This is a genomic window from Neptuniibacter marinus (genome assembly GCF_001597725.1).
GTDB classification, from domain to species: domain Bacteria; phylum Pseudomonadota; class Gammaproteobacteria; order Pseudomonadales; family Balneatricaceae; genus Neptuniibacter; species Neptuniibacter marinus.
Genome location: NZ_LUTR01000002.1, coordinates 255678 through 272170 on the forward strand (window position 1 = coordinate 255678; position 16493 = coordinate 272170).

Annotated in this window: 14 protein-coding genes; 6 read left to right on the forward strand and 8 right to left on the reverse strand. The window is 44.2% G+C overall.

The annotated features are described in order from the left end of the window. Positions 1-48: 48 nt before the first annotated feature. Positions 49-987 carry an AEC family transporter gene (locus A3774_RS03160; protein ID WP_067862973.1) on the reverse strand — a complete coding sequence of 313 codons (939 nt, stop codon included), beginning with the start codon at positions 985-987 and terminating at the stop codon, positions 49-51. A 54-nt stretch (positions 988-1041) separates the two neighbouring features. Between A3774_RS03160 and A3774_RS03165 the strand changes: the two genes are divergently transcribed. Next, positions 1042-1560, forward strand: coding sequence for a glycine cleavage system protein R (locus A3774_RS03165; protein WP_197467998.1), 519 nt, complete (start codon positions 1042-1044; stop codon positions 1558-1560). A gap of 119 nt (positions 1561-1679) precedes the next feature. On the opposite strand, the gene argH is transcribed toward A3774_RS03165, so the two are convergent. Next, the gene (gene argH, locus A3774_RS03170; RefSeq protein WP_067862976.1) at positions 1680-3074 is read right to left on the reverse strand and encodes an argininosuccinate lyase; all 1395 of its coding nucleotides are present in this window, start codon (positions 3072-3074) and stop codon (positions 1680-1682) included. Positions 3075-3241: 167 nt separating this feature from the next. On the opposite strand from argH, the gene hemC reads away from it, so the two are divergent. The 4 genes from hemC to A3774_RS03190 are packed head-to-tail and all read left to right on the forward strand — an operon-like array spanning position 3242 to position 7556. Further along, positions 3242-4183 (forward strand): hydroxymethylbilane synthase, encoded by a 942-nt coding sequence (gene hemC, locus A3774_RS03175; RefSeq protein ID WP_067862979.1) that lies wholly within the window; start codon positions 3242-3244, stop codon positions 4181-4183. 3 nt (positions 4184-4186) lie between these two features. Continuing rightward, entirely contained in the window at positions 4187-4972 is a 786-nt protein-coding gene (locus tag A3774_RS03180) for a uroporphyrinogen-III synthase (RefSeq protein ID WP_067862982.1), read from the forward strand. Positions 4973-4995: 23 nt separating this feature from the next. Next, positions 4996-6309 (forward strand): uroporphyrinogen-III C-methyltransferase, encoded by a 1314-nt coding sequence (locus A3774_RS03185; RefSeq protein WP_067862985.1) that lies wholly within the window; start codon positions 4996-4998, stop codon positions 6307-6309. Then, a complete protein-coding gene (locus A3774_RS03190) occupies positions 6309-7556 on the forward strand; it encodes a heme biosynthesis HemY N-terminal domain-containing protein (protein ID WP_067862988.1) in 1248 nt (415 codons plus the stop codon). Before A3774_RS03185 ends, A3774_RS03190 begins: the two co-directional genes overlap by 1 nt. A 75-nt stretch (positions 7557-7631) precedes the next feature. Here the strand turns inward: A3774_RS03190 and A3774_RS03195 are convergent, their stop codons facing one another. From A3774_RS03195 to trxA, 4 genes are all read right to left on the reverse strand, one after another. After that, a complete protein-coding gene (locus A3774_RS03195) occupies positions 7632-8672 on the reverse strand; it encodes an FAD-binding oxidoreductase (RefSeq protein WP_067862991.1) in 1041 nt (346 codons plus the stop codon). Between the two features lie 3 nt (positions 8673-8675). Next, the gene (gene ubiD / locus A3774_RS03200) at positions 8676-10154 is read right to left on the reverse strand and encodes a 4-hydroxy-3-polyprenylbenzoate decarboxylase (RefSeq protein WP_067862994.1); all 1479 of its coding nucleotides are present in this window, start codon (positions 10152-10154) and stop codon (positions 8676-8678) included. Between the two features lie 64 nt (positions 10155-10218). Further along, entirely contained in the window at positions 10219-11478 is a 1260-nt protein-coding gene (rho, locus tag A3774_RS03205; RefSeq protein ID WP_067862996.1) for a transcription termination factor Rho, read from the reverse strand. Between the two features lie 229 nt (positions 11479-11707). After that, positions 11708-12034: a thioredoxin TrxA gene (gene trxA / locus A3774_RS03210; protein ID WP_067863000.1), complete on the reverse strand. Its 327-nt coding sequence runs from the start codon at positions 12032-12034 to the stop codon at positions 11708-11710. A 258-nt stretch (positions 12035-12292) separates the two neighbouring features. Between trxA and ppx the strand changes: the two genes are divergently transcribed. After that, positions 12293-13807: an exopolyphosphatase gene (gene ppx / locus A3774_RS03215; protein WP_067863003.1), complete on the forward strand. Its 1515-nt coding sequence runs from the start codon at positions 12293-12295 to the stop codon at positions 13805-13807. Positions 13808-13887: 80 nt separating this feature from the next. Here ppx and A3774_RS03220 read toward each other — a convergent pair whose 3' ends face one another. Together A3774_RS03220 and hslO are read right to left on the reverse strand one after the other, a co-directional pair. Beyond that, positions 13888-15435: a phosphoenolpyruvate carboxykinase gene (locus A3774_RS03220; RefSeq protein WP_067863006.1), complete on the reverse strand. Its 1548-nt coding sequence runs from the start codon at positions 15433-15435 to the stop codon at positions 13888-13890. A 164-nt stretch (positions 15436-15599) separates the two neighbouring features. Then, a complete protein-coding gene (gene hslO / locus A3774_RS03225; RefSeq protein WP_067863009.1) occupies positions 15600-16472 on the reverse strand; it encodes an Hsp33 family molecular chaperone HslO in 873 nt (290 codons plus the stop codon). Between the last annotated feature and the right edge of the window lie 21 nt (positions 16473-16493).

Below are 16493 nucleotides of genomic sequence, written 5' to 3' on the forward strand. Positions count from 1 at the left end.
CAAGTTACATCTTAACTTTAATCCAAAAAGACAGAAAGTTCCAATTACTCACTGATTTATAATGATTTTTTGCAAAAAAGACAAGGAAATCAACATAAATGGTATAGAAATCATCGAAATTAACGTCTGCCCAGTAATAATAGCGGCCATCATCGGTGCATCACCGCCTAACTGGCGCGCCAAAATATAAGACGAAGTCGCTGTTGGTAGCGCAGCGTACAACCAAATAATTTCCGCACTCTCCAGCTCTAAAGCCACAACAAAACACAACGCGAATGCAATTAAGGGCATGAAGCCTAACTTGATAATAGACGCCCAAGCGATCTCTTTACCGCTTTTAACCAGTACTCTAAAACTCAATCCAGCACCAACGGATAACAAACCTAAAGGCAAGGCCATCCGGCTCAACAATTCAGCTACAGGTTCTAAAATAAGAGGGAAACCTAACCCTGTCTGGTTAAGCAACAATCCTAACAAGCTACTGATGATTAGGGGGTTCTTAATTATAGCAAGAAGAATAGAGCTGATATTGCCACTCTTATGTGTAAAAGCGGAGAAAACCAACACACAACAAAGGTTCAATAACGGAATCATAATCGCCATCACTACCGCACCTACAGCAAGACCTAAGCTCCCATAAAGTGTTGCAGAGGCGGCTAAACCTACATAAACATTGAACCGGACAGAGCCTTGATAAAGAGAAGTGAAACCAGCCGCATCAAACTGAGTAAAAAGCCTGACTAAAAATGCCAACGCACTCGCGATCAACACCATCAATAATATAGTTAGACCAACAGCACCTAAGTCCACCACCGACATATCCGTTGTTGATAACCGCGTTACTAACAATGTAGGGAAAAGAATAAAATAGGTCGCTTTTTCGGCCTGTCGCCAAAAGCCCTCCCCTGGAAATTGCGCCTTTTTGGCAGCATACCCCAATAAAATCAACGCAAATACAGGCCATAAAGCACTTATTATTTCAAGCATAGTGGTATAGTACTTTTCAAAATAAATAATGGTGTAATAGAGTGGAGCAGAATTATGATGACATCTCTTGTATTAACAGTCATCGGCCCAGATAAGCCCGGGCTGGTCGAAATGCTAGCACAAACCATCGCGAATAATAGCGGAAACTGGCTAGAATCTGGTATGTCTCGTTTGGCGGGTAAATTTGCGGGCATTTTAATTACTGAAGTCCCAGAAAAGCACGCAGAGCAATTAATCAACGCATTATCAGCATTAGAGTCTCAAGGCCTTAAAGTCACCGTTGAGCGCTCTGACAGCCCAGAGAATAACTCTCTCACCCAACACTTCACCTTAGAATTAGTCGGCCACGATAAACCCGGTATCGTACGTGATATATCCAGCGTGTTAGCAAAACACCATGTCAACGTTGAACGCCTCACTACCGAACTCGTATCCGGCTCAATGTCTGCTGAACTACTCTTTAAAGCAGAAGCAGAACTATTAGCAAGCACAGACTTAGATCTTGATGAGCTTCAAACATCTATTGAAAACATTGCTAACGACTTAATGGTCGATATTGTCTTTAACAAATAAAGCATTAACTAGAAACAGAATGCCTCCAGCGCAGATAAGATCTTAAGCACTAAAAGCTAAACCAAAAACGCACCTAGTAATTAAGGTGCGTTTTTAGTCACGAACTATATTACAAAAGCTTAACTGCGCTGATCCAACTTAGCCTGGCCACGCTTAACCGCCGCACGAACTTGGTCAGGAGCCGTGCCACCAATATGGTCACGAGCTGCAACAGAACCTTCTAGACTCAACACATCAAAAACATCTTGCTCGATGGTGTCAGAGAACTGTACTAACTCTTCTAAGCTCATTTCACCTAGATCTTTGTTCTGCTCAATACCATAAGCAACAGATTTACCCACAACCTCATGGGCATCACGGAACGGCATACCTTTACGAACAAGGTAGTCAGCTAAATCAGTGGCTGTAGAAAAACCACGGAGTGCGGCTTCCCTCATACTTTCTTTCTTCGATTCTAATGCTGGCACCATATCAGCAAACGAACGCAAACAACCTTTAACTGTATCTATAGTATCAAACAGAGGTTCTTTATCTTCTTGATTATCTTTATTGTACGCCAGCGGCTGAGACTTCATTAAAGTTAACAAACTCATTAAATGGCCATAAACTCGACCACTTTTACCACGTACTAACTCAGGTACATCAGGATTTTTCTTCTGCGGCATAATAGAAGAACCCGTGCAGAAACGATCCGGCAAGTTAATGAAGTTAAACTGCGCCGATGTCCATAAAACTAACTCTTCAGACATACGTGTCATATGCATCAACAGCACACTAGAAGCGGCACAAAATTCAATCGCAAAGTCACGATCGGATACAGCATCTAAAGAGTTTTCAGCCGGTGCACTAAAGCCAAGTAGCTCACAAGTTAAATCACGCTGAATAGGGTAAGTAGTGCCCGCTAACGCAGCAGCGCCTAAAGGCATAATATTGACACGCTCACGGCAATCAACAAAACGACTGTAATCACGGCTTAGCATTTCAAACCATGCCAACAGGTGATGACCAAAGGTGACCGGCTGAGCCGTCTGCAAGTGCGTAAAACCAGGCATAATGGTGTCAGCTTCGCCTTCAGCCAAGGTCAACAAGCCTTGCTGTAAACGCGTAATCTCCAGCAAGATAAGATCGATCTCATCACGTAGATAAAGACGAATATCTGTAGCCACCTGATCATTACGCGAACGGCCCGTATGTAGCTTTTTACCTGTAATACCGATTTTAGCAGTCAGAGCAGCTTCTATGTTCATATGCACATCTTCCAGCGCAATAGACCACTCAAACTCACCCCGCTCAATCTCAACGCGAATTTCACCTAAACCGCGAATAATGTCATCACGCTCTTGCTCTGTTAACACGCCCGCTTGGGTCAGCATTTTTGCATGGGCGATAGAACCGCGAATATCCTGCAGATACATGCGCTGATCAAACTCTACCGATGCTGTAAAACGTGCTACAAACGCATCAGTTGGCTCATTAAAACGACCACCCCACTGCTGGTTGGTTTTATCACTCATGGGAAAACCTCTACTAACTCAGTTTATGCTGCAACCTAATTCAGGCCAACTCTGTAAATTTGCGCAACATTATATCACGCCCTTTGACTTCACGCGGCTATATCAAGCACGGCAATCTGATACAATTGGCCATAAATATTCCAAATGTCGTACTAGAGACAACTTTTATGAGCAGAACAATCCGTATCGCGACCCGAAAAAGCCCTCTTGCCCTTTGGCAGGCGGAGTATGTTAAAGCTGAACTTGAACGCCACCATGCTAGCATCAATGTTGAAATTCTCGGCATCGTCTCTAAAGGCGATAAAATACTTGATGCCCCATTAGCAAAGGTAGGCGGCAAAGGCCTTTTTGTTAAAGAGTTAGAAGAGTCTATGCTTGCAGGCGAGGCGGATATCGCTGTTCACTCCATGAAAGATGTGCCTATGGAGTTCCCTCAGGGCTTAGGTTTGGCCGTTATATGCCCACGCGAACGCCCTACCGATGCCTTTGTATCTAATAACTACAACAGCATTGACGAACTTCCTGAAGGCGCTATCGTTGGCACCTCCTCTCTTAGACGCGAAGCACAGATCCGGGAAAGACGTCCCGACCTTAAGGTCAACTGGCTACGCGGCAATGTGAATACCCGCTTACGTAAGTTAGATGACGGAGAGTATGATGCAATCATTCTGGCGACCGCAGGACTTCTGCGCTTAAAAATGCCAGAACGTATCCGCTCGGAAATTTCTGTCGACGTAAGCCTCCCCGCTGGCGGACAAGGCGCTGTAGGTATTGAATGCCGCACAGATGATGCCGAGCTAATACAGCTACTTCAAGCTCTACACGATCAAGAAACCACATGGAGAGTAACCGCTGAGCGCGCTATGAATCGTCGTTTAGAGGGTGGTTGCCAAGTGCCCATCGCCTGCTATGCCACGCTTAATGATGATAACAGCGAGCTTTATTTACGTGGTTTAGTGGCAAAGCCTGACGGCACTCTGATTCTCAGAGAGGAAGAAACAGGTAAACCGGAAGACGCTGAAGCGATGGGTATCGCAGTCGCCGAGCGCTTATTAACCGCAGGCGCTAAAGAAATTCTAGACGCCGTTTATAACGCTTCCAATACTTAAGCTATGCAAAAAGAGCATCTAACTGGCTTGAGAGTACTCGTTACTCGACCACAACATCAGGCCCAACATTTAATTCAAACGCTCCGCAGCCATGGCGCGGAGCCTATTGCCTTTCCTCTGCTCAAGATTAGCCCGATCACTGAATCTGACACTAACTACCATACATTAAAACAACAAATATTGGATTTAGATCACTTCCAGCATTTAATATTTATCAGCTCAAATGCAGTACATAAAGGCTATGATTGGATTGATCAGTATTGGCCACAGCTCCCGATCGGCATAAAATGGTTAGCGATAGGCAAGCAAAGCGCTAACGCCCTAAGCAACTATGGTATAGATGCCTATTACAGCCCATTAGGCTACGATTCAGAGACACTGCTAGCCTCTACAGCACTCAACAACATTCGCGGAGAGAAGGTGCTTATCATGCGTGGAGAAGGCGGTCGCGAAAAATTGGCCGAAGAACTACGTGCACGAGGCGCCGAGGTTAGCTATGCTGAACTCTACCGCCGTGAACAACCAACATACAATGATGGCGAGGTTGCTGAAGCCTTATATAACAATGAGCTTGATGCCATTCTTATCAGTAGTGGAGAAGGTCTACACAACTTAATGAGCATAGGTAAAGGAAGCCAACAACAATTCAGCACTGATTCACTATTAAAATGCCATCTTATAGTGCCAAGTGAACGTATTAAGCACGACGCTGAATCAGCAGGATTCACAAGAATAACCACAGCAGCAGGCCCTGATGATCAATCAATGATCACCACCTTGCTGCAGTAATTGACTTTTGCGGAAATCGACAGATGAGCGACAAGAAGAAAACGCCACAGGAAGAGAGCACTGAAGCGCCAGAAACTAGCACACCTGAAATGTTAGACGAGGCGGCTAAAGAGACAACAAAGGATACAACCGAAGAGGTTGTAGCAGCAAAATCAAAGGACCCAGTCAAAACGACTCCTTCTGCTGAAGACGCTGAAATCAAAGAGGCGATCGATGAAGCCGTCAAAAGTGCCGAAGCAAACAAAACAGCTGCAGCTAATGAAGCCGCCGAAAAGCACACAAAAAAAGAGAAACAGCGAGCGACATGGCCGGGTAAATTAGCTCTTCCTCTATCGATTATTGCTCTCGGGGCCGCAGGCTATCTTTACTGGTTATCCCTTCAACAAACGAACAACGTTGAACAAAATAACGCTGCTATTCAAGCCCAAGTAAGCGCTTCACTCAGTGCTGCACAAGGTTCAATCGATCAATCTCTTGCCAGCATGAATCAAAAACTTGGCCAGTTACAAGCACAGAGCCAAGCAGACAAGAATAATATTGATGAGCTTCAAGCCCGCTTAACGAAAAGCATCCAGCAAGTTACTGCAACACAAAGCACCTCCCGTAAAGATTGGTTACTTGCCGAAGTGGAATACCTTTTACGCTTAGCGAACCAGCGCGTCTTGATGGAACAAACGGCTGATGGCGCTATCAAACTTTTAAAATCTGCGGATAAAATACTCAAGGAGACGGATGACGTTTCGATCTATGAAGTTCGCAAAGCCCTCGCCTCTGATATCGCCGCTTTAGAAGCCGTACCCGCACTGGATACTGAAGGGGTATTTTTAAAATTAGATGCCCTTAACCAGCAAGTGCCCAACCTACGCTTAATTCCCATTTCCGAGCAGCGCAAGCTACCGGACCTACTGGAAGAAGTAACACCCGATTCAGTCTCTGAATCTTGGACGGCTGGCCTAGAAGCATCATGGGGTAAAGCTGTCGATAAACTTGATAAGTTGGTTGTGATTCAACATAGGGACGAGCCAATTGAGCCACTACTCTCACCTGAGCAATCCTACTATCTGCAACAAAACCTGCATCTAATGCTGGAACAGGCACAACTCGCATTACTGCAACGTAAACAAGCCTCTTATGACGCGAGCTTAACAAAAGCACAAGATTGGATCTCTACCTATTTTGAAGCGAAAGACAGCACAACCCAAAGCCTTCTGAATAACATTACTGAGCTACAAAGCGTCAAAGTTACCGCAGAGATGCCTGACATCTCAGGCTCGCTACGCACACTTAAAGGCTACTTAACCCAGATGGCTAAACTGAAGGAACAGGGAGCATCCTAATGAAGATTTTGTTCCTTATTCTATTAGTTATTTTAGGGGCCGGCGCCTTTGTCGGAGAACTGATGATTCAGGACTCCGGTTACGTCTTGATCGCCTATAATCAGACCACCATAGAAACCAGCTTATGGGTGCTGCTGGTAGCCCTACTAATCACCTTTATCCTCTTGCATTGGATAATCAATGTATTAACCCATACAAAATTACCTACAACTAAACTAAAAGCGTGGAAAGATCATCGCAACCACCTAATTAGCCGCCGAAAAACCCTGAAGGGACTAACTTCTTTATCTGAAGGGAATTGGGCTCAAGCCCAGAAACAGTTGGCACAAGCCGCAGAACGGTCAGACCTTCCGCTGGTTAACTACTTAGCTGCTGCACGTGCGGCCCATGAGCAAAATAATGAACAGGCAACGGACGAGCTGCTACAAAAAGCACGCAACTCAACGCCCGAAGCCGAAGTGACTGTTGCTATATCCCAAGCAGAGATACAGCTATCACGCGGCCAGCTAGAGCCCTGCTTAGCCACTCTGCTACGCTTGCGTACTTTAGCGCCGAAGAATACTTATATAATGAAGCTTCTAAAAGATATCTATCTGCGCCTAAATGATTGGCAGGCACTATCTAAGTTCATTCCTGTATTACGCAAGCACCAAGCATTAAAAGATGAAGAGCTCACTCAGCTTAGCCGTGAGTGCTATAGCCAGTTACTAAATGAGAGCATCAGCAAGCTCCCTATTGAAACGAGCAATGAAGATCGTCTTAGAGCATTAGGGAAAGCATGGAGCGACCTTCCCAGTGAGCTTTCACGGGATGAGGATTTAGTCCAACGCTACACAGAACTACTTGTCTCTCTTGGCGCAGAAGGACGTGCTGAGCAGAACCTTAGAGATCTTATTAAGCGTAACTGGAATGAACAATTAGTAAACCTTTATGGACGCCTCAGCGGTGAAAACGCGAAGAAACAATTAGATACCGCACGTGGCTGGCTAAAATCCCATGATGATAGTCCAAGCTTACAACTAACCTTAGGGCGACTGTCTATGCGGAATCAACATTGGGGGCAAGCAGTTAAGTATTTTGAACACAGTCTAGAACTTAACCCTAGCTCAGAAACTTTAGCTGAATTAGCTCGTCTACTACGTCATTTAGGTGATGGAGAACGTGCCCAAGCCCTATTACAACAGAACCTTAATCTAGTTGCATCGGGACTGCCTGAACTGCCTATGCCGGAACAGGAAAAAGCTTAGCTATTAAATAGCACACATAAAAAAGGGATGCTTTGCATCCCTTTTTTTATGGCTGATAATAAGCCCCTTGAACTCTTACTTACTTCTTGGCGCGTACGCAAAAACATCCGAGTGCATATGCTCTTCCTTAAAACCTTTCTCTTCACAAGCTTCAAGTAAGGCATAGACCATAGCCGGCGAACCACTAGCAAAGATCTCTACATTATCAAAATTTTCAAAGTCATCCAAAATTGCTTCAGGTAGCAGGCCAATCCGTCCGGTCCAATTTGGACTATTTTCAGATTCACTCACAACCCGCTCAAAATGCACATTGGTATGCTCTGCCGCCCACTGCAAAGGAAGGTTACCTAAATAGATATCATCTTCCACTCTAGCACCCCAATAAATATAGATAGGGTTACTAAACTGATTAGCTAAAAGGTGTTCAACCACACTTTTCACTTGCGCAAAACCAGTACTTGCTGCCGCAAAAATTAATCGTGTATCAGAACTGATCTTATGCGCCTGTAAATAACAATCACCCTTAGGGATTTCAACTTCAACCGTACTAGCACTTTGTAGATACTGAATAATATTATTAGACATCTCACCACTAGGTACGTGACGAATATGAAGCTCTAAGTTACGACCCTGATCAGGTGCAGACCCTATTGAGAACGATGCTTGTTTCCCATTAGGTAAGATTAAATCTAAATATTGACCTGCATAAAACTCAGCAGACATAGATGCTGTAACAGGTAACTGAAGGCGGACCCGATAGACGTCTGAATTCAGTTTTTCAATCGCTGTAATATCACATTGCAGTTTTTTCACTAGTAGCTCTCCAGGGCATTTCAGCCCCTCTATTTTCACCCTAACGTCGCTTAAAGGCCGACATGTACAAGCAAGCACTACCTCTGTCATCTGATTTATTTTTTTATTTAATTTCAGATGCTTTTCAGGGTAATGCTGAATAATCTCGCCATTTATCAGCCTAACTTCACATATTTCACAAACGCCATTTCTACAACCCACTCGAAGTTGATAGCCATGCCGCCAGAGGCTCTCCAATAAAGTTTCGCCGGATTGACCCATAAGTATACGGCCAATATTTTCGATCTCTATCTTATGAGCCATCAATCAATCCAGAATGCCTAGATCATCCCACAAGTCATCGACTTTTTTCTGTACTTCAGAATCCATTTCAATCGGCAAGCCCCACTCACGGGTGGTTTCACCTTCCCATTTATTGGTGGCATCCATACCCATTTTCGAACCTAAACCCGATACAGGCGATGCAAAATCAAGATAATCTATAGGTGTATTATCAATCATCACTGTATCGCGCTGGGGATCCATACGTGTAGTAATTGCCCAGATCACATCATTCCAATCTCGTGCATTCACATCATCATCACAAACAATGACAAATTTTGTATACATAAATTGGCGTAAGAAAGACCAAACCCCTAACATAATACGCTTGGCGTGCCCTGGGTATTGCTTCTTGATAGTCACAACCGCCATACGATACGAACAGCCTTCTGGTGGCAGATAGAAATCGACAATCTCAGGAAACTGTTTTTGCAAAATAGGCACAAAAACTTCATTCAACGCCACCCCCAAGATGGCGGGTTCATCTGGCGGCCGCCCTGTATAGGTACTGTGATAGATAGGATTACTACGATGAGTAATGCGCTCAACAGTAAAAACAGGGAAGCTATCTACCTCATTATAATACCCCGTATGGTCACCAAACGGGCCCTCATCAGCCATCTCATCTGGATGAATATAACCCTCTAAAATAAACTCTGCACTTGCGGGTACCTGCAGGTCACTGCCTAAGCACTTAACCACTTCAGTTTTACCACCCCGCAATAAACCGGCAAAGCCGTATTCGGATAAGGTATCAGGCACAGGCGTTACTGCACCAAGAATAGTGGCTGGATCAGCACCTAAAGCCACAGCTATAGGAAAAGGCTCACCGGGATGCTCCAACTTCCACTCACGAAAATCTAAAGCGCCGCCCCTATGAGCTAACCAACGCATAATCAGTTTGTTTTTGGCAATTAGTTGCTGCCGATAGATACCTAAGTTCTGTCGTTCCTTATTGGGCCCGCGAGTAATAACCAGCGGCCATGTAACTAAAGGTGCTGCATCGCCAGGCCAACAGGTTTGAATAGGTAATTTATTCAGATCTACATCATCACCTTCGATAATATGTTTCTGACAAGCCGCTGTTTTCACAACTTTAGGGCCCATATTCAAAACCTGTTTAAATATAGGTAGCTTATCCCACGCGTCCTTCATTCCTTTTGGAGGTTCGGGCTCTTTCAATTGCGCTAAAAGTTTTCCAACCTCTCGCAAAGCTACAACACTATCTTCACCCATTCCCATAGCAACACGCTCAGGTGTGCCAAAAAGGTTGGTAAGTACGGGATAGTCATAGCCTTTGGGGTTTTCAAACAGGAGCGCTGGGCCACCAGCCTTTAGAGTCCTATCACTAATCTCTGTCATTTCAAGATTAGGATCAATCTCCTGTTTAATCCGCTTAAGTTCGCCACGTTCTTCCAACATATGAATGAAATCACGTAGATCTTTGTATTTTGGAGTCGCCATATATAGAACCTAGTAAAAACAAAAAAGGGCAAGCATAAGCTCACCCTTTTATACGTAAACTGGTTTATTTCCGTTTCATCGACAGGAAGAATTCATCATTTGTTTTAAAGTCTTTCAACTTATCAATAACAAACTCTGTTGCTGCAGTATCTTCCATTGGGTCAAGAAGCTTACGTAGGATCCACATACGCTGCAGCTCTTCTTCAGACGTCAGCAAGTCTTCACGACGGGTACCTGAACGACGGATATTAATGGCAGGGAACACTCGCTTCTCAGCAATCTTACGATCGAGGTGAACCTCAGAGTTACCTGTACCCTTAAACTCTTCGAAAATAACTTCGTCCATTTTGGAGCCTGTATCAACCAACGCCGTAGCGATAATCGTCAAACTTCCACCCTCTTCGATGTTACGCGCAGCACCGAAAAAACGCTTAGGACGTTCAAGTGCATGAGCATCAACACCACCTGTTAACACTTTACCCGATGAAGGAATAACTGTGTTGTAAGCACGCGCTAAACGTGTGATCGAATCCAGCAAGATCACAACATCTTTTTTATGCTCCGTCAGGCGTTTCGCTTTCTCGATAACCATCTCAGCGACTTGAACGTGACGTGATGGAGGCTCATCAAACGTTGACGCAACAACTTCACCACGAACGGTGCGCTGCATCTCAGTTACTTCCTCTGGACGTTCATCAATTAGCAAAACAATCAAATGGGTTTCCGGGTTGTTACGCGTAATGCTGTTAGCAATATTCTGCAACATTAAGGTCTTACCCGCTTTTGGTGGAGATACCACCAATGCACGCTGGCCTTTACCCATAGGGCAAACAAGATCGATAACACGGGCAGTCAGATCTTCTGTACTACCATTCCCGATCTCCATTCTCAGACGATCCTGAGCAAATAGTGGCGTCAGGTTTTCGAACAGTATTTTGTTCTTGGCGTTGTCTGGTTTGTCGTAGTTAATCTCATTAACTTTCAACAGAGCAAAATAACGCTCACCATCCTTAGGAGGACGAATCTTACCTTCGATCGTATCACCTGTACGCAGGTTAAAACGACGGATCTGGCTTGGTGATACATAAATATCATCAGGACCAGCTAGGTATGAGGAGTCAGCTGAACGTAGGAAGCCGAAGCCATCCTGCAAAATTTCAAGGACACCGTTGCCATAAATATCTTCGCCACCTTTAGCATGGCGTTTCAGGATAGCAAAAATAACATCCTGTTTACGGGACCGTGCCAAGTTATCCATTCCCATGCCTTTGGCAATATCAAGTAGCTCGGGAACGCTTTTAGTTTTTAATTCGGTAAGATTCATAGTTTGAAGGAAACAAGCACTAAGCTGATTTTTTTATTTGGATGGAATTTAGGAAGAAATACGAAAATGGCCTTAAGACACAACACTAAAAAAAGATTAAAGAAAGATGAAATTCTAGCGGGCTGGCCAAACTTTAGACACTATAGAAGGAAGAAAACCGCCTGTCTATAGTAAACGCTAAGAAAGTGTAATGTTTTATAAAACATCACACTTTACTAAGCTTACTAGCTTACAAATTAGCTTCGATGAAAGCTGCTAATTGTGACTTTGACAAAGCACCAACTTTAGTTGCTTCGACATTACCACCTTTAAACAACATTAGAGTTGGAATACCACGAATACCAAATTTTGGCGGTGTTTCGCTGTTTTCATCAATATTCAGCTTACAAATTTTAAGCTGATCACCATACTCTTTTGCAATCTCTTCAAGAACTGGCGCAATCATTTTACAAGGACCACACCACTCAGCCCAATAATCCACTAAGACTGCACATTCAGCCTTGAGAACATCTTCGTCGAAGGAAGCATCTGTAACATTTACAATGTTTTCACTCATGGGAACTATTCTCCGCTGCGCCCAACACTTTAATCAGACAGCCGATAATAACACCCAACAGGCCATTGTGTAACGGGGTTGTAGCCAATTAGCGACCATTTTCTCACTTAAAAACGCGTTTGATGTGAATAAACTGTTTCAAAACAAGCATCTATTACGCCGTCACATTATGTTAACGAAAAGCAACTGCAGCCAAAGCCTTCTTTTGGTACTCTACTCTCCAATTCCTCTCTACTATCATCTATGAGGCTTTTTGTAATGACCGAGCAGAATACTGCTAGCGATAACATTGAAGAGCAATTTCTCGCCGCTATAGACCTTGGCTCCAACAGTTTTCATATTGTTGTAGCCCAACTCGACCAAGGCGAACTACGAACGGTAGACGTCATGTCCGATAAAGTTCAACTCGCAGCCGGCATTAACAATAAGCGCTACTTAACCGATGGAGCCAAACAGCGAGGTCTTGAATGCTTAAGTCGTTTTGCTCAACGCATCAAAGATTTACCAAGAGATGCTGTACGGGTTGTCGGTACAAACGCGTTACGCGAAGCCAAAAATAGCCGAGAGTTTATAGAAGAAGCCGAAAATATCCTTGGCACTCCACTTGAGATCATTGCAGGACGAGAGGAAGCTCGCCTCATATATTTAGGCGTATCCCATACATTAGCCGATGACAAAGGCGCTCGCTTAGTCATTGATATAGGTGGTGGCAGCACCGAATTTATCATTGGGGAACGCTTTGAACCCAACATGATGGAAAGCCTACATATGGGCTGCGTTAGCTTCACTCAACGCTACTTCCCCGACGACATCATTAGTGCAAAAAACTTCAAACGCGCCCAAACCGCCGCACTTCAAGAGCTACAATCAATCAAGTTTTCCTATAAAGACCATGGTTGGAATAGCACAGTAGGTTCATCCGGTACAATAAAAGCGGTTCGTAACGCTTGCATCAGCAACGGATGGAGTGATGACCGCATTACCAAAGATGCGCTACATACACTTAAAGATACAATCTTAAGTTTTGACAACAGCAACGATATCGATATTGAAGATCTAAAGCCTGAGCGAAGAAAAGTCTTTCCAGCCGGAGTTGCGATCCTTTGTGCCGCATTTGAAGCGCTTGATATTGAAGAGATGCACTTTTCAGAAGGCGCACTCCGCGAAGGGGTACTTTATGATATGGCTGGGCGCTTGCGTCATGAAGACGTTCGAGACCGAACCATCAATGCCATTATGCAGCGCTACCACGTAGATCAAGAACAAGCAGAAAGGATCGAACAGACCGCATTAATCGCCTGGGCTCAAGTAAAAGAAGAGTGGCAGCTATCACGTAAACACTACGACATGCTTAGCTGGGCCGCAAAGACCCATGAAATAGGCCTGACTATTGCGCATAGCCAGTTCCACAAGCACAGTGCCTATTTACTTACCCATGCCGATCTACCTGGCTTTACTACACAGGAACAACTCCAACTAGCGACCTTAGTCCGAGGCCACCGTCGAAAATTCCCAAAAGATGACTTTAAAGCCTTACCAAAACGCTTACAGGAGCCCTACACCCGCCTTTGCGTACTACTACGTATTGCGGTCGTACTCCATCGGAGTCGCTCAAAAGACAGGCTTCCTGCTATCTCTTTTTCTATCGATAACAAAAAACTGATTATAGAATTCCCTGAAGGCTGGCTAGAACACCATCCCCTAACACTTGCTGATTTAGAGCAAGAGACTGAATATCTGAACAGTGCAGATATAAAGCTCCGCGTACAATAAACCAGCTCCAAATAAGCAACGCAGATACAAAAAAGCCCCTGCATTTCTACAGGGGCTTTTCTTTTACCGACGAAAACTAATTAAAGCTTAGGACCCGCGGCAATAATATCTTCAGATACACCATCGAACTTTTTAAAGTTCTCAACAAACTGGCCTATCAGGTCTTTTGCAGCAGCATCATAAGATGATTGATCAGACCAAGTTTCACGCGGATTCAATAACCCAGAATCTACACCTGGAACAGAGACAGGAACGTTAAGGTTCAAACCATCCAAATTAACAGTCTCAGCATCCGTAAGAGCACCATTCTGTATAGCGCTAATAATACCGCGCGTAGTTGGAATACTGAAACGTTCGCCAGTACCGTAAGAACCACCAGTCCAACCGGTATTAACAAGATACACTTTAGAGCCGAATTCTTCGATGCGCTTCATTAACAACTCAGCGTAAACATGCGCTGGACGCGGGAAGAAAGGCGCACCGAAGCAAGTTGAGAAGGTAGATTTAATACCACCACCAGAACCCATCTCAGTAGAACCTACAAGTGCTGTATAACCAGAAAGGAAGTGGTACGCAGCTGCTTCTTTAGTCAATACTGAAACAGGTGGTAATACACCGGTTAAATCACATGTAAGGAATACGATAGAATCAGGCTCATCACCCATATTCAGCTCAGTACGTTTCTCAACATGCTCTAATGGATATGCGCAGCGACCATTTTCAGTCAGTGACGTATCATCATAATCAGCTGTACGCTTCTCATTCAATGTTACGTTTTCAACGATAGCGCCAAAACGAATCGCATCCCAAATGATTGGCTCATTTTTCTGGCTTAGATTGATCGTCTTCGCGTAGCAACCACCTTCAAGGTTAAATACAACACCTTTACCCCAACCATGCTCGTCATCACCGATAAGGTAGCGATCTGGGTCGGCAGAAAGGGTTGTTTTACCTGTACCCGAAAGACCAAAGAATAAGGTAGTACTATTATCTTCACCTACGTTTGCAGAACAGTGCATAGGAAGCACATCTTTTTCTGGTAGTAGGAAGTTCTGAACAGAAAACATCGCTTTCTTCATCTCGCCGGCATAACGCATGCCTACAAGTAACACTTTACGCTTAGCGAAGTTAAGAATGACACAACCGTCACTGTTTGTACCATCGCGCTCTGGCTCGCATTCAAATCCAGCCACGTTTAGCACTTGCCACTCTTCTTTCGATTTTGGATTGTATTCCGCAGGACGAATGAACAGGTTTTGACCAAACAGATTCTGCCACGCAGTCTGAGTTGTCATTTTAACAGCAAGATAGTGACTTGGATCAGAACCGACATGTACGTTAGATACAAAGTGTTCTTTATCCGCTACAAACTCTTCTACACGAGTCCATAGGGCATCAAACTTATCAGAATCGAAAGGACGATTAATATTGCCCCAATCGATTGAATCTGAAGTACTTGGCTCATCAACGATGTAACGATCCATCGGAGAACGGCCTGTACGTTTACCTGTTGTTACTACTAAGGCGCCTGAATCAGCTAATATCCCTTCACCATTTAAAATGGCTTTTTCTACTAGCTCAGCTGGGCTTAAATTTTGATATGCAATGTTCAATGAATCTTTGGTCATTACTGGGTTCCCTTGGCATAGGCGCCAATAACGTTTCCTAAATAAGGCGTAAGGTATATATCGTATTTATAAGGACGCGTATTATGCACAAAAATCGCACGAAGCGCCATTACAGAAAGCTATTAAGAGTTGACTTAATGCAATTTTAAGCTAAAGAAGATCAATTAATGTATATTTTGTGTGTGGTCAGCTACACCTGATGTGGAAAATAACGCCTCAACATCAGTCTGATCAAATCGATAATGACGGTTGCAAAATTGGCAGCTCACATCAATCATCCCTTCCTCTTTGAGCAGTTCAAAGAGATCATCCTTCCCCACCAATTTCAAAGAAGCTAAGCTCCGCTCCCGAGAACAAGTACACGTAAACTGCACGCTGTCTGGTTCATAAAGCCTGCACGTCTCTTCATGAAATAAACGATATAATAGCGTTTCATTATCCAATTCAAGCAGCTCATCGCTTTTGAGTGTAGATGCGAGCAGACTAATGCGTTCCCAATCATCTTGACCTGAACCTTCCGCCGGTAAGACTTGCAACATTAAACCTGCCGCTGTCTCTCCATCGGAAGCCAACTGCACATAAGTCGGTAACTGCTCAGAACTGACGAAATAGCTCTCAAGGCATTTTGCTAAATTTTCACCACCTAAAGGCACTACACCCTGATAACGCTGTCCATTTTCTGGCTCAATCGTCAACACTACCTGACCTTTAGGTAACAATTCAGTCAAGGTCGCATTATCCGGCACCTCCCCTTCCAAGCGAGCAATCGCTCTAACATCACGATGCTGGTTCGTTTCAGCCATCAAAAGACGCACATTCCCTTGCCCTTGGGCTTGAAGGATTAAACGGCCTTCAAACTTCAGGTTGGAACTAAGCAAGCTAACGGCAGCTAACATCTCACCTAGCACCTGCTTAATTACTGAAGGGTAATCGTGGTTTTCAAAACAGTCACTACAGGTTTTCTTTAAACCTGAAACGACACCTCTTATATCCAGCTCATCAAACATAATGCGTTGGATCTGATCAGGATTGCTCATATTAATAAAATCTATTCGCTT